The 16,153-nt window shown below is 57.5% G+C and carries 20 protein-coding genes; 1 reads left to right on the top strand and 19 read right to left on the bottom strand.

Features of this window, described 5'->3' with window-relative positions:
- Window positions 1–40: 40 nt before the first annotated feature.
- From D5270_RS10020 to nusB, 17 genes are all read right to left on the bottom strand, one after another.
- Window positions 41–724, bottom strand: coding sequence for a hypothetical protein (locus D5270_RS10020; RefSeq protein ID WP_166543975.1), 684 nt, complete (start codon window positions 722–724; stop codon window positions 41–43).
- Window positions 721–1,548, bottom strand: a complete 828-nt coding sequence (locus D5270_RS10015) for a transglutaminase-like domain-containing protein (protein ID WP_166543974.1) — start codon at window positions 1,546–1,548, stop codon at window positions 721–723. The genes D5270_RS10020 and D5270_RS10015 overlap by 4 nt, the downstream gene beginning before the upstream one ends.
- The gene (gene ilvC / locus D5270_RS10010; RefSeq protein ID WP_166543973.1) at window positions 1,548–2,564 is read right to left on the bottom strand and encodes a ketol-acid reductoisomerase; all 1,017 of its coding nucleotides are present in this window, start codon (window positions 2,562–2,564) and stop codon (window positions 1,548–1,550) included. The genes D5270_RS10015 and ilvC overlap by 1 nt, the downstream gene beginning before the upstream one ends.
- Before the next feature lie 53 nt (window positions 2,565–2,617).
- Window positions 2,618–3,100, bottom strand: a complete 483-nt coding sequence (locus D5270_RS10005) for a GNAT family N-acetyltransferase (RefSeq protein WP_166543972.1) — start codon at window positions 3,098–3,100, stop codon at window positions 2,618–2,620.
- A complete protein-coding gene (ilvN, locus tag D5270_RS10000; RefSeq protein ID WP_166543971.1) occupies window positions 3,100–3,609 on the bottom strand; it encodes an acetolactate synthase small subunit in 510 nt (169 codons plus the stop codon). The genes D5270_RS10005 and ilvN overlap by 1 nt, the downstream gene beginning before the upstream one ends.
- Before the next feature lies 1 nt (window position 3,610).
- Window positions 3,611–5,278 (bottom strand): biosynthetic-type acetolactate synthase large subunit, encoded by a 1,668-nt coding sequence (ilvB, locus tag D5270_RS09995; protein WP_166543970.1) that lies wholly within the window; start codon window positions 5,276–5,278, stop codon window positions 3,611–3,613.
- Window positions 5,275–5,961, bottom strand: coding sequence for a GNAT family N-acetyltransferase (locus D5270_RS09990; RefSeq protein WP_166543969.1), 687 nt, complete (start codon window positions 5,959–5,961; stop codon window positions 5,275–5,277). The genes ilvB and D5270_RS09990 overlap by 4 nt, the downstream gene beginning before the upstream one ends.
- Window positions 5,962–5,973: 12 nt before the next feature.
- The gene (locus tag D5270_RS09985; protein ID WP_166543968.1) at window positions 5,974–6,834 is read right to left on the bottom strand and encodes a CPBP family intramembrane glutamic endopeptidase; all 861 of its coding nucleotides are present in this window, start codon (window positions 6,832–6,834) and stop codon (window positions 5,974–5,976) included.
- A gap of 11 nt (window positions 6,835–6,845) precedes the next feature.
- A complete protein-coding gene (gene ilvA, locus D5270_RS09980; protein WP_166543967.1) occupies window positions 6,846–8,048 on the bottom strand; it encodes a threonine ammonia-lyase in 1,203 nt (400 codons plus the stop codon).
- A gap of 203 nt (window positions 8,049–8,251) precedes the next feature.
- Window positions 8,252–9,124 (bottom strand): zinc dependent phospholipase C family protein, encoded by an 873-nt coding sequence (locus D5270_RS09975; RefSeq protein ID WP_166543966.1) that lies wholly within the window; start codon window positions 9,122–9,124, stop codon window positions 8,252–8,254.
- 40 nt (window positions 9,125–9,164) lie between these two features.
- On the bottom strand, window positions 9,165–9,701 hold the full coding sequence (locus D5270_RS09970) for a GNAT family N-acetyltransferase (protein WP_166543965.1): 537 nt from the start codon (window positions 9,699–9,701) through the stop codon (window positions 9,165–9,167).
- 14 nt (window positions 9,702–9,715) lie between these two features.
- On the bottom strand, window positions 9,716–10,582 hold the full coding sequence (locus D5270_RS09965) for an RluA family pseudouridine synthase (RefSeq protein ID WP_166543964.1): 867 nt from the start codon (window positions 10,580–10,582) through the stop codon (window positions 9,716–9,718).
- Complete coding sequence (locus tag D5270_RS09960; protein ID WP_166543963.1) at window positions 10,582–11,448, bottom strand: polyprenyl synthetase family protein; 867 nt, start codon at window positions 11,446–11,448, stop codon at window positions 10,582–10,584. The genes D5270_RS09965 and D5270_RS09960 overlap by 1 nt, the downstream gene beginning before the upstream one ends.
- A complete protein-coding gene (xseB, locus tag D5270_RS09955) occupies window positions 11,441–11,656 on the bottom strand; it encodes an exodeoxyribonuclease VII small subunit (protein ID WP_166543962.1) in 216 nt (71 codons plus the stop codon). Before xseB ends, D5270_RS09960 begins: the two co-directional genes overlap by 8 nt.
- An 85-nt stretch (window positions 11,657–11,741) precedes the next feature.
- Entirely contained in the window at window positions 11,742–12,926 is a 1,185-nt protein-coding gene (gene xseA, locus D5270_RS09950; RefSeq protein ID WP_166543961.1) for an exodeoxyribonuclease VII large subunit, read from the bottom strand.
- Window positions 12,923–13,864: a peptidase M22 gene (locus D5270_RS09945; protein WP_166543960.1), complete on the bottom strand. Its 942-nt coding sequence runs from the start codon at window positions 13,862–13,864 to the stop codon at window positions 12,923–12,925. Before D5270_RS09945 ends, xseA begins: the two co-directional genes overlap by 4 nt.
- On the bottom strand, window positions 13,861–14,277 hold the full coding sequence (gene nusB, locus D5270_RS09940) for a transcription antitermination factor NusB (RefSeq protein WP_166543959.1): 417 nt from the start codon (window positions 14,275–14,277) through the stop codon (window positions 13,861–13,863). Before nusB ends, D5270_RS09945 begins: the two co-directional genes overlap by 4 nt.
- A gap of 184 nt (window positions 14,278–14,461) precedes the next feature.
- Between nusB and D5270_RS09935 the strand changes: the two genes are divergently transcribed.
- Window positions 14,462–14,650 (top strand): hypothetical protein, encoded by a 189-nt coding sequence (locus D5270_RS09935; RefSeq protein WP_166543958.1) that lies wholly within the window; start codon window positions 14,462–14,464, stop codon window positions 14,648–14,650.
- Window positions 14,651–14,687: 37 nt separating this feature from the next.
- On the opposite strand, the gene D5270_RS09930 is transcribed toward D5270_RS09935, so the two are convergent.
- On the bottom strand, window positions 14,688–15,455 hold the full coding sequence (locus D5270_RS09930) for a type III pantothenate kinase (RefSeq protein WP_166543957.1): 768 nt from the start codon (window positions 15,453–15,455) through the stop codon (window positions 14,688–14,690).
- Between the two features lie 2 nt (window positions 15,456–15,457).
- Entirely contained in the window at window positions 15,458–16,147 is a 690-nt protein-coding gene (locus D5270_RS09925) for an ECF transporter S component (RefSeq protein WP_166543956.1), read from the bottom strand.
- Window positions 16,148–16,153: the final 6 nt, after the last annotated feature.

Raw genomic sequence — 16,153 nt, 5'->3', positions numbered from 1 at the left:
AAAGTACAGGGCAGGGCTGTAGGAGCCTTGCCCTGATAGGTCAGTCGTTGTCAATATCAAGTTCCTTTATATACATGCCCTCTATGTCCAGATAGCTGAACAGCTCATTTACCGCGTCCAAGGAGCTGCCGTCAATGGGCTCGCTAAGAAGCATTGTAGCCGTACCCTCAATAAGCCCCTCCTTGCCGTAGAAGGACACCATCACCGGGCAGGAATAGGGGTACATGAGCAGCACATAGCAGCCCATCTCCAGAGTTTCCCCGGGCCAGGAGTCTGACACGGTGAGTATGCTGGAGGCCGCCAATGTCTCGGCCCCCGCCTGGGAGTTGAGCATGGTGGGCACGGAGTTCTGCATGCGGCGCAGCATAAACTCCCTCAGAGGCTCGGAAAACCCGCTCATATCAATTTCAGCCGTATTCATCAGCGCGGGCAGGGCCTCCTCCGGCAGGACCAGCATATAGGCGCTCTCGGGCTCAGAGAGGTCTGAGCGCATATATGGCATGATAATCTCACTAACGCTGTCCGAGGATGTCATAAGCTGAAAATATTCAGGGGTTTTCAGCATTTCCTCCAAAAGCTCTGCCAGCTCTATGCTGTGCCCATAAAGGGCGGCGCCGCCAGCGGAGACAGCCTCTGTTTCGACTATCTTCTTTGTAATGAACTGGCACCCGCAAAGCCCCAGCACAAGGCATAAGGCCAGAACTAGGCATAAAAATTTTTTCATGGCTTCATCTCCATAACGCTTATATCAGAGGTCCCTGGCTCCGGGTCATTTCTGGCCCTATCCAGCATTGCAGTAAACTGCTTTCGCATACGCATGGCGTCCGGCGGGATAGAGGCAAGGGTATACTCCATGGACTTCAGCCGGTTTTCCTGCACCCGGTAGCCGGTGGGGGTGAAGTAGAGCTGCCGCCTGTCCGCAAGGCCGAAGCCGTTGTCGCCGTCGGCAATGAACCTAAACAGGTTTTTGCAGAAATAATCCCTGTTCATATCCTGGTCCCTGCCTGTGAAAGCGGCGGGTTTATTCCCGGCAAAGAGCCCTCTAAGCTCCAGCAGGGAAAGGGGGAAGCCGCGGTCCTCAAACCATCCGTCCGTGGTGGGGTCAAGCATTATCCACTTGGCACTCTCCCGGTCAAATATCTCCGTTACCACGTGGTTATCCACGTCGTAGGGCGAGTATGGCATAATATATACCCGCCTGGCATAAATTCCCAGGGCCAGACAGCATTCGGTAAGTATCACCGACTTATTCCGGCAGTTTATGCCGTGCCCTGGCTTATCCAGGCTATAGCCCAGCAGCTCAAGGGAGTTCATGGGCACATGGTTATCGTAGTCGGGTTTATGCCTGAGCCTTGGGGACATCCAGTGCATAAGCCGCACGGCTCTCTCAAAGTCCGTACCGTTACCGGCTATGCCGTCAATACCGTACCTCTCAATAAGCTCCCTATACTCCGGGCAGGAGAAATCATAGGTGAAGCCCTCATGCTTCCCGGGGGCGAATTCCCGGTGATTAAACAGTATGCCGCATAAAATGTTAAACTCAGTCATTAGTTATTTATAAGCTTGTCCTCATCGCTCCAGCTATAGAGCTTGCGGATATCCTCGCCCACTATTTCGGCGGGGTGCTCGCTCGCCAGCTTCCTCATGGCATTGAAATGCACCTGGGACCCGGCGTCGGACATATCCAGCAGGAAGTCCTTGGCAAAGGTGCCGTCCTGGATGTCGGAGAGTATCTTCTTCATGGTCTTCTTGGTCTCCTCGGTGATGAGCTTGGGGCCGGTGATATAGTCGCCGTACTCGGCTGTATTGCTGATGGAGTAGCGCATGCCTGCAAAGCCGCTCTGATAGATAAGGTCAACAATAAGCTTCATCTCGTGGATGCACTCAAAATAGGCGTTGCGGGGGTCATACCCGGCCTCCACCAAAGTCTCGAAGCCAGCCTGCATAAGGGCGCATACGCCGCCGCAGAGCACAGCCTGCTCGCCGAACAAATCGGTCTCGGTCTCCGTGCGGAAGGTGGTCTCAAGGACTCCGGCGCGGGCGCCGCCAATGCCCAGGGCGTAGGCAAGGCCGATATCCCAGGCGTCACCTGTGGCGTCCTGCTCCACGGCGATAAGGCAGGGTACGCCCTTGCCCGCCTGGTACTCGCTCCTGACAGTATGGCCCGGGCCCTTGGGGGCTATCATAATGACATTCACATTCTTGGAGGGCTTTATGCAGCCGAAGTGGATGTTAAAGCCGTGGGCGAAGGCCAGGGTCTTGCCCTCGGTGAGATTGGGCTCAATGCTCTCCTTATAGAGCTTCGCCTGCTTCTCGTCGTTAATAAGTATCATGATGATATCGGCGTTTTTAGCGGCCTCAGCAGAGGTCATGACCTTGAGGCCCTGAGCCTCGGCCTTCTGCCAGCTCTTGGAGCCCTCATACAGACCCACGATAACGTCAACACCGCTGTCCTTCAGGTTCAGGGCATGGGCGTGGCCCTGGGAGCCGTAGCCGATGATAGCCACGGTCTTGCCGCTGAGCCTCTGCAAATCGCAGTCCTGCTGATAGAAAATCCTTGCCATAGTAAATTACCTCTTTTCAAAATCTTTTATATAATTGATACCTTGCGGTATTTTTACCGGATATATCTGAGAAAGTAGCAGTCGTTCCCCTCCATACAGGAGGTCTTTTGAAAGCCGTGCCGAAGATAGAACCTCTCGGCTCCGGCATTGTCCCTATGTACCCCCAGGGCTATAGGCCGCTCCCCGAACTCGCGGTACACCTCCCGGACAGCCATCTCCAGCGCCGCCGAGCCTATACCACGGCCTCGGTATTCCCGGTCTACAACAAAGCCCATAAGCCGGTAGAAGGGCCTTTCCTTCATCTCCGGCGGGTCCGTATCCCAGGGTAAGGCCTCGCCCAAAAGCAGCACGCCCGCACATCTCCCGTCATGCCTGATGAGGAACGTGCGCCCGGTGCAGCCGTGCTCCGTGCCATACTCCGTCAGCTCCCAGAGAGTGTCTATGCCGTCAACAAACTCCTCGCTGACATCCTCTCTCCGTATGTTCCGGGCCTCGTCCAGGTTGGCTGCAGTCAGCGGCTCAAGGGTGACAGCCATCAGTAAATCTCCGCTTTCTTCTCAATAGTCATAGCCCCGCGCTCCAGGGAGATTACACCGGTCCGGCAAATCTCCAGCACCGTATAATCCTGCATGACCTCGATAAACGCGTCGATGTTCCGAGCGTTGCCCACCATCTGCAGCACCACCGAGTCCCTGGTATAGTCCACTATCTTCGCCCCGAAGGCCTCTGCCGCAGCGTGTATGTCGCTTCTAAGCTCGGGCTTGTTCTGGACCTTCAAAAGCAGCAGCTCCGCTAAAACGCAGTCCTCTGCCTTTATCTCCGCAATGGACACCACCACCGGGAGCTTATAGAGCTGGTCGATAAGTTGGTCCTTTTCCCGGCCCCCGCCGTCGGCGGTTATGGTTATCCGGGACTTAACGTCCGACTCTGTGACGCTGACACTCAGGCTGGTGATATTGAACCGCCTGCGCCGGAACATGCTCGTCACCCGGTTTAGCACGCCGAACTGGTTTCGCACCAGCACAGCCAAAGTAAAGCTATTCATATCAGCCACCCACCTTTGTGATAATGTCGTCCATGCTGCCGCCAGGGGGGAGCATGGGGAGAACAAACTCGTCCTTGTCTATAATGCACTCAATAAGATAGGGTCCGTCGCTTTTAAAGGCGGTGCTAAGTGCCGAGTCAAGTCCGTCCAGGTCCGTCACCCTGACGCCGTCCGCGCCGAAGGCTTTGGAGAGCGCCACAAAGTCCGTGGCCCTGTCCAGCACCGTGTTTGAGTAGTGCTTGTCAAAGAACAGCGTCTGCCACTGCCGCACCATGCCCAGCACGCCGTTATTAAGGAGCAGTATCACCAGGGGTATACGCTCATGCACCGCCGTAGCCAGCTCATTCAGGCACATCCCGAAGCTGCCGTCCCCGGTCACCAGCACCGTGCGCTGTCCGGTAGCTAGCTGTGCGCCCATGGCAGCGCCCATGCCGAAGCCCATGGTGCCAAGGCCGCCGCTGGAGATAAACCGGCGCTTCTCGCTGAACACGCAGGTCTGGGCCGCCCACATCTGGTGCTGGCCCACATCTGTGGCTACCGGCAGCTTCCCGCCAGTATAGCGGTTTAGAGCCAGCAGCACGTTTCTCGGGGTCATGCCATCCCTGCGGTCCATAGACCAGCGCTCGTCATTTTTCAGCTGGTCTATAGCGCTCTGCCACTTGGGGTGCTCCTTTGGCTCCAGAAGGGGCAGGAGCTTTTGCAGGGTGAGCTTCAGGTCGCCCCTCAGCGCGTGGGCTGGGGACACATTCTTAGAGAGCTCAGCGCCGTCTATGTCTATATGTACAATCTGCGACCTGGTGGCAAATCTCTCACGATTGCCTGTCACCCTGTCGTTAAAGCGCACGCCCAGGGCTATAATGCAGTCAGCCTGGTGCATAGCCATTGAAGAGGCATAGTGCCCATGCATACCCTGCATTCCCAAAAACCTGGGGTGGTCTGTGGGCACCCCGGAGATACCCATAAACGAGCAGCCGATGGGGGCGTCTATCTTCTCAGCCAGATCCAGAAGCTCCTCCTCCGCGTCGGAGTTTATGAGCCCGCCGCCGAAGTACACATAGGGCATATGGGAAAGGTTTATGCACGCCGCCGCCTGCTCAATGCGCACATCCTTAGCAGGCTTCTTCTGATCTGCGCAGACAGGGGAGAGAGGCTCATACTCACACTGGGCAATCTGTATATCCTTCGGCACGTCCACCAATACCGGCCCGGGCCGGTCGGACAGGGCCAGCTTATAGGCCTCCCGGATAGTGTCGGCCAGCTCCTCGGCGCTGCCCACCACATAGTTATGCTTGGTAATGGGCAGGGTAATGCCGGTAATGTCAATCTCCTGGAAGCTGTCCGTGCCAAGCTGATAGCTGGGCACGTTGCCGGTGATAGCCACTAAGGGCACCGAGTCCAGATAGGCGGTGGCTATGCCGGTGACCAGGTTAGTGGCCCCCGGCCCGGAGGTAGCTATCACAACGCCCACCTCACCTGTGGCCCTGGCATAGCCGTCCGCGGCATGGGCCGCGCCCTGCTCGTGGGCGCAGAGCACATGCCTGAGCTCATCCTGGTACTTATACAGCGAGTCATACACATTGATTATTTGCCCGCCCGGATACCCGAAGACGGTCTTTGTACCCTGCTCAATAATGGTTCTGACAATTATATCCGCTCCTGAGAGCCTCACTGGCCGTCACCTCCCTTTTTATAGCCCTTATAGTCCTCCTTCAGGATTGAGTAAAAGGCCGCGTCCCCAATGCCGGAGTTGTCCCACTCGTAGCCCCTGAAGGTGCCCTCATAGGTCATGCCGCACTTCTTCATCACATCCCCGGAGTGGGGGTTTTTCACATTATGCCTGGATTCGATACGCAGATACCCCTCGCTGAAAAGGTAGCTGATAACCGCCGCCAAGGCCTCGCTCATGATACCCTGGCGCCACCAGGCCCGCCCCAGGCAGTAGCCGATATGGGCTCTTCTGGCCCGGCTGTCCTGCTGCACGACGCTGATACTGCCGATGGGCTCGCCGTATTCTTTAAGCTCGATGGCCCAGTTATAGTAGTCCCCCTCGTCATAGCGGGAATCCCAGTCTGTCAGAATGTCCTCGCTCATGTCAACATCCAGATGGGTAGGCCAGGTGAGGAATTTCGTGACCTCCGGGTCGCTGGCCCAGTTTTTATACATGGCCTCGGCGTCCTCAATCCGAAACCTCCTGAGTATCAGCCGCTCAGTTTCAATGGTCCTTGTGCCGCTGTTTTTTAGAGCGGTGGGGTCTGCCGGTACCGCCGCGCGGTTTTTAGTCAGGTGGTACAGTACGGTGCCGGTGACGGCCCCGGCGGTTATGGCTATAAGCCTTCTTGCCAGTTTATTCATAACTTTTTCCTCCTAGATATTATTCTGTGTCAGGCATGAATTCCTGTTTTTACGGCGGTATAGGGCCAGCACTATAAGGAATGAGACAAGCTGGGCCGCAAAGACACGGACAATCTGCAGCTCGTCCGCGCCGCTTTGGGAGACTACATGCAGCATATTTGTGGCGACGGTGTTGTTCAGCAGATGGTCCCCAAGCCCTGCCCACAGGCTGCCGGTCATACGGTAGAGAAGCCCCCATTTTACGCCCATTATCCCGGCAAGCAGTATATATCCGGCGCTCATCAAAGCCGCCTGGGGTAAGGTCATCTCGCCGTATACACAGCTTCTTATGGGCATTACCACGTGCCATACGCCGAACAGGGCCGATGCGATGAGGTTTGCCCTCATGAATCCACCGGCTTCAAGGAGTACCCTGATGAACAGCCCGCGGAAAACGCCCTCCTCCATCCACACGTTGATGATGTTGAACAGCAGGCACAATGCCAGTGGAATCAGCCCGGTGCTCCCCGCCAGCGGCCCGGTCAGGGAAAAACCGCTGACATACAGCTCCAAATGTGCGGGAGCTCCTTTCAGGGCAAATACTGCCAGTTCCAGCCCATAGGCGGCGGCAAAGCATACGCTTCCCAGCAGCAGGCCCTTCAGAATGCCGGCTGCAGCGCCCCGCCCCTTAAAGCCGATGCCGACCCATCCGAGGCCTGTGGACTTCAGTACCACCGCCAGCAGGATTATTCCGAATACCTTGTGGATGAAGTTTTCCCCAACGGCTGTCCTGTCGGTTTGCAAAAGAAAGTATTCTATAGCTCTTACAGTCAGGCATAGGGCGAATACTGCGGTGCAGAGGCGGTAGGGGCTGTATTTTATTTGCTTCTCCATAGGCATAAACCTCATTTCGCCTCAATAAGCTTAAACCCGTTATCCGTCAGGGCCTCTGCAATCATCCGCACATGGTCGTAGTTCCTCGTCTCCATCCCTAGCTTCAGATAGCAGCCGTTAATGCTCTCAATCTCCCCGGCCCGCTCATACTGCACAGAGGTCACATTGCCGCCGCAGTCGGCGATTATCCGCGAGACCGTCTGAAGCTGCCCGGGCTTGTCTATAAGCTCTATAACAAGGGAGCTTGACCGCCCGGACTTCATCAGGCCCCGCTCTATGACTCTTGAGAGTATGGTCACATCTATATTGCCGCCGGAGATAATGCTCACCACCCGCTTACCGGCTATGGGGAACTTGTTAAACATGGCGGCGGCAACGCTCACGGCTCCCGCTCCCTCGGCCACCATCTTCTGCTTCTCAATAAGGGTCAGTATCGCGGCGGCAATTTCGTCCTCGGTCACCAGGGCTATATCGTCCACATACTTCTGCACCAGCCCGAAGGTATGCTCACCGGGCTGTTTTACGGCTATGCCGTCGGCAATAGTCGATACGCTGTCAAGGCTCCCGACGGAGCCCTCGTGCACGGAGTTGAACATGCTGGGGGCCCCGGCCGCCTGTACGCCGTAGACCTTTATATTTGGATTCAGGGACTTGATAGCGAAGGCCACGCCGGAGATGAGCCCACCGCCGCCTATTGGCACTATCACCGCGTCAACGTCGTTCATCTCCTGGACTATCTCAAGGCCGATGGTGCCCTGCCCAGCGATAACGTCCTCGTCGTCAAATGGGTGAACGAAGGTATAGCCGCGCTCCTCCTTGAGCTCTAGGGCCCGCTTATACGCGTCGTCATACACGCCCTCCACCAGGCAGACCTGGGCGCCGTACCTCTTTGTGGCCTCTATCTTTGATATAGGCGCGCTGTCCGGCAGGCAGATTATGGAGCTGACCCCGCTCTTTGTAGCTGCCAGAGCCACGCCCTGGGCGTGGTTTCCCGCCGAGCAGGCGATGACCCCTCTTTTCTTCTCCTCCTCAGAGAGCATGGATATCTTATAGCCGGAGCCACGCAGCTTGAAGGAGCCGGTCTTCTGAAGGTTTTCAGGCTTTAAGAACAGCTCGCAGCCGTCTGTTATGCCCTCTGTGGGCACGATGGCGGTGGTGCGCACAATATTTTTCAGCACCACCGAGGCGTGGAAGACTTTGTCGATACTAAGCATACTATATTTCCCCATTCTGAAAAAATCCAGGCAGATATGTACATATAACAGTACCGCACCCGCTCAAACAGATTTGAAGGGGTGCAGCTTGCTTACCAGAAAAATTCAAATATTGTGCAGTGATATCCATACTATACCACCAGTAGGGCTGTTTGTCAAGTGAGCGGTGACGGAAAAGATAGGGAATCCTGCAAAAAACGCCGTCAGCCGAAGGGGCGCTCCCCGGTGGCTCCGGCAAAGTCAACGCTGTCAATGCCCACGCAGAGAGTTGCCGCAAGCTCCAGAGCGCTTTCATAAAGCTCAAAGAAATCCTCTGTATGGGCCTCACCCTCATGGAGCCACTGGGCGTGCGAGGTGTTGGCAAAGTCCGGCTCAGGGTCCTCGGTTAGGGGCACAAGGTGGGAGGTGATATGGTGTGGCTTTCCCTTCTCAATCAGGTTGAAGATATTCCTTTTCAGTCCGGTGCGGTCGTTGCAGGCGGCAAAGAGAAGGTGGGCGTCCTTTGTAGCCTGATACAGGGACTCCTCGGGGACCGCCTGATTGTACACCTCGAAAAGCACGTCGCGGTAGAGCTTTGCAATCATCCGCTGCACCCCCTCGTTTTTTGGGAACATATTCTTCAAATGCACCTCTCCGGGCAGCTTCCCTGTCTTCCACCTCAGCACGATAGTGTCGAGGGAGGCCTCGATTTCACCGTGCATGGTGCCCTCGTTCTCATATTCCCTGGCCCCGGCAAGTTCCCTGGCCCGGGCGTTCACATAGGGGTGGGCCGTTGAATCCAGGGAGTAGTGGCAGATAAAGCCCAGCACATAGGAGCGGTATATGGGGTTATCGTGTTTCCTGATAAAATTCCTCATGGCTTCAAGTGTCTTCGACGGCGGGGATTTGTGAAGGGCGGAGCCGTATTCCTGCAGGGTTTTCAGCGTCTTGTTCCTCATAGTTTTAAAGTACCTGTGGCAGAAGAGGAAATCAGGCCCCTGGGCCCCCCAGGAGTAGGCGCAGACATCCAACTTCGGCTCCTGAAGGCGGGCAAGAACGTCCATTGCGAACAGGTTATGGGTCAGACATGCGGGCATAGCATAAGCCTCCTTGGTAATAATCTGGTAAATATTTTTACTAAAATAAGAGATACCAGTATATAGCAATCTCGTCCCGGTAGGGCTGGCGGAAGTTCCTGTAAAACAGGGTGTTCACCCCGCCGATACAAAAGCCCAGCTTCATATAGAACCGGCAGGCCAATAGGTTATTGTCCTGGGTCTCAAGGGCAAGCCCCTGCAGGCCCTTGCTCCGGGCCCACTCCACAGCCCGCTCTATAAGCGCGCTGCCAATGCCCCGCCCCCTATAGTCCCGGGCCACGCAGATGTCCTCAATAAGTGCGTAGCCGTTCCAGTCCTTATGCAGCACGACCTGTCCAACGCACTGGCCTTCCTCATAGGCAAGATAGGCCCGGCGGTCCTTGCTGCCTATGCAGCTGTCATAAAAGTAGTCCTCCTCGTCGGCGTAAGACTTGGTGCGCGGCACAGGGAAAAGCTCCTCGGTGCAGCTCCACTTTCCGTCACAAAGGGAGGGCTTCAGCTTGCCGATGACCGTAAAGGGCTGGTTGGCCCTGTTGATATCCTTCCTGTTCTGAGCGTTCAGTGCAACGATATCCATTAAGTGCCTCACTTTCATATGGCGGGCCACGGCAGCAGGGGGAATGCCCCCCGCATGTCTTCGGGGACGGGAGCGGTAAACTCCATATCCATCCCCACGGCCCTGCAGCCTACTTTCAAATGGACGCAGTGCAGTGCCTGTCTTTTAATACGTTTTCTGTCTCCGCCGTACAGGTCGTCCCCTGCAAGGGGATTGCCGAAGGCAGACATATGCACCCTTATCTGGTGGGTGCGGCCTGTCTCCAGCCGAAGCCTCAAAAGCGTGTACTCCTCCCGGCTCCCCAAAGCCCGGAAGCGGGTAAGAGCGGGCTGGCCCTCCCCACAGGCCCTTATAATCTTGCTGCCCTCCTGCAGCCCGATGGGCTCCGAAATACTCCCGGCCCCTGTGAGCTCCCCCTCACACACCGCTAGATACTCTTTTTCAGTTACAGCACCAGCAGCTATCCTGTGCTTAGCCAGCGTAAGAGCCCCCGAGGTGTCCTTATCGAGCCTGTATAAGGGCCGCACCCTATGGGACTGCCCGGTGTGCCGGTAGTACCAGGACACAGCGTTGAGCACACTGTCCGAATCATGCCCGGGGGAGGGGTGCACAGGCATTCCAGGCGGCTTGTTCAGTATGAGGAAATCCTCGTCCTCATACAGCACATCCAATGGCAGCTCCGACGGCGGGTAGCACATGGGCTCCTCCGGCACCATAATGCAGAGCTTGTCCCCGGCTCTAAGCTCCCTTGTCACCCGGCAGCCTTCGCCGTTTACAAGAATTCCCCCCTCAAACTTCTGCCCTGCCAGCGCCCGGACGGAGAGCCCAAGGCAGCCCCTGGCGAAGCCCTTCACCGTCGAGCCCTCCCAGCCAGGGGGGATTATGTGCTTCAGCGCCCGCATCAGCTCTCCCGCCCGGCAAGGTCCAGGGCGAAGCTCCTTAAAAATAAGCTGTCCCCGGGGAAGCTTTCCAGGGCTTCAATGGCCACGGCGGTGTATTTCTCTACCAGCTCCTGGGCCCGCTCAACCCCCAAAAGACTGACATAGTTCCGCTTATCCCGGGCGCTGTCCATGCCGGTGTTCTTGCCGAGCTTCTTTGCGTCCCCCAGCACGTCCAGTATGTCGTCCCGAATCTGGAACGCCATGCCGATACCCATGGCATACTTCGCCGCAAAAATCAACTCCTTTTCACACCTGCCCGCAGCAATGCAGCCCATCCGGCAGGCGGCCTCTATAAGCGCCACGGTCTTGCCCCGGTCCATGACTTCAAGGAGCTCCGGCGATACCTCTCTCCCGCCGGAGGACAGGTCTATGCACTGGCCTCCCACCATCCCGCCGTGTCCGGCAAGCCTTGAGAGCTCCCGGGCTCCCAGGGCGGCAAGCTCGGGCTTATCAAACTCCAGCGCGCACTCAAAGGCCTTTGTGAGCAGGCCGTCACCGGCAAGCAGGGCCATGGCCTCGCCGTAGACCTTATGGCAGGTGGGACGCCCCCGGCGCATATCGTCGTTGTCCATACAGGGCAGGTCGTCGTGTATAAGGGAGTAGGTGTGCACCAGCTCTATGGCGCAGGCAAAGGGCATGGACATATGCCAGTCGCCTCCGCAGAGCTCACAGAACGCCAGCACCAGCGCCGGCCTGACTCTTTTCCCGCCGCACAGCAGGCTGTACCTCATGGCCTCTGTAACAACAGCCGCCGGGTCCCCCTCTTCGGGGGCGGGCAGCGCCAACTCCAGGGCCTTCTCTATAGCTTCCCGGTAAACCTCAATCATTATCTTCCTCCTCCGGCGGCAGCGCCGCCAGCTCCGTGACCTTCAGCTGGGCCCGGTCCAGGGTGTTATAGCACAGGGCCGAGAGCTTCGCCCCCTCCTCAAACAGGGCCATGGCCTCCTCTAATGGGGCCTCGCCGCTCTCAAGCCGGGAGACTATCTCCTGCAGCCTCCCCATGGCGTCCTCAAATTTCAGCTTCTTTGCGGGCATAGTCTACTTCCTTTCAACTAAACTAATTTAAAATATAATATATAAATAACTTAAATCCAGAGTTAATAAGGTGGATGGTCAAATTTTAAAGCAGCTTCGCCGCCCTCTTGCCCTTTTCGACCTGTATCAGCACTTCCTCGCCCTCTTCGAGCTGTGCCAAGTCCCTCACGGCCTTCCCCTCATGGTACACCACAGCATACCCTCTTGACAGCGCCTTCAGCGGGCTGAGCACATCCAGCTTCCCAGCCGCCAGCGCCAGCCCGGTCCTATAGCCGTCAAGCCTGCGCTTTATCAAATCCTCAAGCTTTACGGTCAGTTCATCCACCTTCTCCCGGCGCAGCCTCAAATAGGCCCCGCGGTCCGAGAGGGGAGGGCTCTTTGTGAGCAGGTCCAGGCTCTGCCTGTAATACTCCACCGTTCCCGCGGCTTTCTGGATAAAGTAGCTGTTATATGACCTTAGGCTGTCCAGCAGCCCGGGTGTGTCTGGGGTGCAGAGCTCCGCGGCTACAGATGGGGTGGAAGCCCGCTTGTCGGCGGCAAAGTCGCAGAGGGTGAAGTCCGTCTCATGGCCCACAGCGGAGACAACAGGTATTTTTGAGGCCGCCACAGCCCTGCACAACCGCTCGTCGTTAAAGCTCCACAGGTCCTCCATGGACCCGCCGCCCCGGCCTATTATTATCACTTCGCAGGCATTCAGCAGGTTCAGTGTATTGAGCGCTGCCACAAGCTGGGCCGGAGCCGCGCCCCCCTGTACCTGCGCCCCGCAGACCACCACCTCACATATGGACCAGCGCCTGCCGACTATCCGCAGGATGTCCTGCAGGGCCGCGCCTGAGGGGGAGGTGACGACACCTATTCTCGACGGACAAACCGGGATAGGCCGCTTGCACTCCCTGTCAAACAGGCCCTCGGCGGCAAGGCGCTCCTTGAGCTGCTCATAGGCCGCGGCAAGAGCCCCGACGCCGTCGGGCTGGATATCCTGGGCGTAGAGCTGGCACTGGCCTGTGGCGTCATAAACAGTGACCTGCCCACGGATTATCACCCTCATGCCGTCTCCGGGCATGAACTTCAAATTCCTGGCCGCTCCCGCGAACATCACGGCCTTTATGGAGGAGCTTTCGTCCTTCAGTGAGAAGAACAGGTGCCCGGTCCGGGCGCTGCGGGAGAAGTCGGAAATCTCCCCGGCAATATAAATGTCTCTCAGCCGTCCGTCTCCGTCCACAAGGGACTTGAGGAAACGGTTTACCTGGGTGACGGTAAGTGTATTCATGCTGACCTCCCGGCAAAACACCTATGTGAAATATAAGCCAGTATGGCTATACCGGCGGCGTTGTCCGCCGAAAACTCCGGCTCTGAAAATACCGCCCCGAAGCGTTCGGTTAGCCTGTCCCGGAGTATGCTGTCCGAGCAAACCCCGCCCGAGAACACCACCGGCAGCTCACCGTATTCAGAGAGCAGCGCCGAGCACATCCCCTCAAGTGCCGCCGTTATATACTCTAAACAGTACCGGGCGACCTCCTCTTTTGGGTGCCCCTTCTTTATCATATCCAGACACCGGTTTTCAATACCGGACAGGGAGCAGTCTGCCCCCCGCATTACCGGCCTTATCTTCATCTCCCCGGGGCAGGCAAGGGCCAGCTTCTCCAGCTCCGGCCCGCATGGGAATTTCAGCCCCAGAGCCAGCCCCACCCGGTCCACAGCCTGCCCGGCCTTTAAGTCAAGGCTCCCGGCTACAGCCACGGCTTTTGGCCCCCGGGAGCCTCCCGGTGACACCAGCAGCGCCTCGGTAGTCCCGCCGGACACATGGAAGGCAAGGAACTTTTCCTCAAGCAGCTCAAGCCTGCCTCCAGAGTACAGCGCCGCCGCAATATGTCCCTGCTGGTGGGAAAACTCATAGACCGGCACATTTAACGCAGCCCCCAGCACCGCTGCCATGCCCTTCCCTGTGAGGAAGCAGGGCATATACGACCCCTCGGCCCCGGTGGGGCTTACGGATACGCCTATGGCAGAGAGCTCCGGGTCAGGCAGCAGGGGGGAGGCTATGTCCGGGAGCTGGCGGGTATGGTGGAACACCGCGTCGCTCTGTCGAAGCCCCTTGGCCCCCTCTGGAACAGGCAGCAGCCTGCGGCGGTTGTCAGTGACCCTGGAGCCGTCATACTTTGCCGCCGACGTAGTATAGTTGCTGGTGTCCAGCCCAAGAGTGCTCACGTACCCTCCTCCGGCCCGTGGCAGTGCTTTTTCGCCACAGAGCCCAGCACGCCGTTGATATAGGCTGGGTCCCCCTCGCCGCCGTAGGTTTTGGAGAGCTCCACGGCCTCGTTTATAGATACGCTGATGGGTATATCCTTTTCATATGCCATCTCGTAAACCGAGAGCCTCAGCAGCGTTAAAGCCACCTTTGATACCCGCCTGATATTCCAGCCCTTCAGGCTCCCCTCAATCATGCTGTCGATATCCCCCATATGCTCCTCAACGCCGTAGCATAGCCCCTCTGTAAAGGAGTCCGGCACCAGGTCCCTGGCTTCGTGGGCGGCTCTTAAAATATCGTCAACCGGGTCCCCGGAAACGGTCCCCTGGAACAGCAGGCAGAAGGCCTGCTCCCGTGCTTCCCTTCTAGTCATTTGCGACCACCTTCCTCTGTCATAATACTCCGTCTTCTACACATTCTAACATATATTTTCAAAAACTACAACATCTGCCGGGCATCATGGAAAAGTTTTCCCCGGGAATATACTCGAATGAAATCCCGAATCCCAGGGAAAACTCAAGTAAGGCCATAAAGTTCACCCAAAAAGGAGAGATAATATGCAGAACCCGGCAAATAACCCCAGTAATATTGGGGCCATGGACATGCAGGCGCGCGCCTACTTTGACTCCATGCCCCAGGCCCTCAAGTCCCAGATAGTCGAGAGCGGCGCAAAGCTCTGCACCAAGGAGGAGCTGGAGCAGTACTGTAAGAACGCGCTCGGCAGCTCCGCCCAGTCCGGGCAGTGACCGAGACAGGGGGCACCCTAGAGTGCCCCCTGCGCTTTTACTTGGTGTTTTTCTTATAGAGGATATAGAGCCCCTCCAGCATCAGGTCCGCGTCATAGTGCAGGCCGGACCGGCAAAACTCATGTATAAGGGCCATGAGCCCGCCTGTGGCTACCGCCGTCACGGGCCTGCCCAGCTCCTCGGCTGTCCGGGCGATAAGTCCGTCTATCATAAGGGCGCTGCCGTACACGGCCCCGGACTGCATACAGTCAATGGTATTGCTGCCGATAAACCGCTCCGGGGGGCCCAAATGTATATAGGGCAGCTGGGCGGCCCTGGCGCTGAGGGCGTCCACCGAGAGCCGCAGTCCCGGGATTATCATGCCGCCCCTATAGGCGCCGTTCTCGTCTATAACAGACATTGTAGTGGCCGTGCCCATGTCAAATATCACAAGCGGCGGCTTATACTTGGCAAGTGCCGCCACAGCGTCCACAACCAGGTCGGCCCCCAGCTGGGCCGGATTGTCCATGCGGATGTCAAGCCCGGTCTTCAGCCCCGCCCCTACGCACAGGAACGTCCTGCCGGTGAGCAGCGCCATGGCGTCCTTTATCACCTTGCGCAGCTCCGGTACAACGCTTGAGAGTATCCCACCGGATATTTCCCTGGGCTCGGCCCCTCTGTCACGGAGCAGGCCGCCTATAAGCAGGCTGTACTCGTCGGCGGTGCGGTCCCGGTCCGTGTGCATCCTAAGGGTGATACAGAGCTTATCGCCCTTCCAGCAGCCCAGCACAGTGTTGGTATTTCCAATGTCTATAGTGAGTATCATGATTATTGACTTCCTTTCCTGCTGCCCGCCGAATCCACCGCGGCAGGCAGGACATTTGTAAGGGCCAGCACTATCACCGGGACGATAACTGCGGCGGCAATGGCCTCGGGCACGCCGTTTGCAAAGACTATAGCCAGTATTCCGGCCCATACCTCGTCCCCGCCGATACCCTTCACCGCCGCGAAGGAGCCGCCCAGCGTCAGGCCCATAAGCCCCATAACAAGTCCGGTGTTCACAGCCGAGCCTATTACTGCGGCGGCAACGCTGCCGGCACTCTTCACAGCCAGCCTGTTAGCAGGAATCAGCTCAAAGAGCCTCACCACAAACCACGGCACAACCCCGACCAGTACGCGGGGTATAATAGCTATCACCAGCGCCCAGGCGCTGCCGTGGCTCTCACCTGGCAGGGGGATGAAGGGCGAAAAGGCGAAGCTCAGAGCGCTGGGAGCGATGGTGCTTTTCCATACGCTCAGCACCCCGAATACGCCGCCAAGGAAAGCCCCCCTAAAAGGCCCCAGCAGGATAGACCCGATTATTACCGGGATATGCAGGGTGGTGGCCTTAATAAAAGGCAGGTCGATGAGCCCCAGGGGGGTGAATCCCATAAGGAGCAGAAGGGCCGTGAACAGGGCGGTTAGCACCATCTCCTGTATCCCGGCTGCATGTTTCTGAGGACTATTTGCGTTTGTCATAAAAAT

It is taken from the genome of Acutalibacter sp. 1XD8-36 (genome assembly GCF_009917525.1).
GTDB lineage: Bacteria > Bacillota > Clostridia > Oscillospirales > Acutalibacteraceae > Acutalibacter.
This window is presented reverse-complemented; position numbering and strand designations above follow the sequence as displayed.

Coding starts and splice junctions, on each gene's coding strand:
- nusB (WP_166543959.1), bottom strand. CDS start 14,277: ATGACTAGAAGGGAAGCACGGGAGCAGGCCTTCTGCCTGCTGTTCCAG.
- xseA (WP_166543961.1), bottom strand. CDS start 12,926: ATGAATACACTTACCGTCACCCAGGTAAACCGTTTCCTCAAGTCCCTT.
- D5270_RS09960 (WP_166543963.1), bottom strand. CDS start 11,448: ATGATTGAGGTTTACCGGGAAGCTATAGAGAAGGCCCTGGAGTTGGCG.
- D5270_RS09985 (WP_166543968.1), bottom strand. CDS start 6,834: ATGGAGAAGCAAATAAAATACAGCCCCTACCGCCTCTGCACCGCAGTA.
- ilvA (WP_166543967.1), bottom strand. CDS start 8,048: ATGCTTAGTATCGACAAAGTCTTCCACGCCTCGGTGGTGCTGAAAAAT.
- D5270_RS09970 (WP_166543965.1), bottom strand. CDS start 9,701: ATGGATATCGTTGCACTGAACGCTCAGAACAGGAAGGATATCAACAGG.
- D5270_RS10015 (WP_166543974.1), bottom strand. CDS start 1,548: ATGACTGAGTTTAACATTTTATGCGGCATACTGTTTAATCACCGGGAA.
- D5270_RS09965 (WP_166543964.1), bottom strand. CDS start 10,582: ATGCGGGCGCTGAAGCACATAATCCCCCCTGGCTGGGAGGGCTCGACG.
- D5270_RS09990 (WP_166543969.1), bottom strand. CDS start 5,961: ATGAATAAACTGGCAAGAAGGCTTATAGCCATAACCGCCGGGGCCGTC.
- ilvN (WP_166543971.1), bottom strand. CDS start 3,609: ATGAATAGCTTTACTTTGGCTGTGCTGGTGCGAAACCAGTTCGGCGTG.
- ilvC (WP_166543973.1), bottom strand. CDS start 2,564: ATGGCAAGGATTTTCTATCAGCAGGACTGCGATTTGCAGAGGCTCAGC.
- D5270_RS09975 (WP_166543966.1), bottom strand. CDS start 9,124: ATGCCCGCATGTCTGACCCATAACCTGTTCGCAATGGACGTTCTTGCC.
- D5270_RS09925 (WP_166543956.1), bottom strand. CDS start 16,147: ATGACAAACGCAAATAGTCCTCAGAAACATGCAGCCGGGATACAGGAG.
- D5270_RS09930 (WP_166543957.1), bottom strand. CDS start 15,455: ATGATACTCACTATAGACATTGGAAATACCAACACTGTGCTGGGCTGC.
- D5270_RS10005 (WP_166543972.1), bottom strand. CDS start 3,100: ATGGCTGTCACCCTTGAGCCGCTGACTGCAGCCAACCTGGACGAGGCC.
- D5270_RS10020 (WP_166543975.1), bottom strand. CDS start 724: ATGAAAAAATTTTTATGCCTAGTTCTGGCCTTATGCCTTGTGCTGGGG.
- xseB (WP_166543962.1), bottom strand. CDS start 11,656: ATGCCCGCAAAGAAGCTGAAATTTGAGGACGCCATGGGGAGGCTGCAG.
- D5270_RS09935 (WP_166543958.1), top strand. CDS start 14,462: ATGCAGAACCCGGCAAATAACCCCAGTAATATTGGGGCCATGGACATG.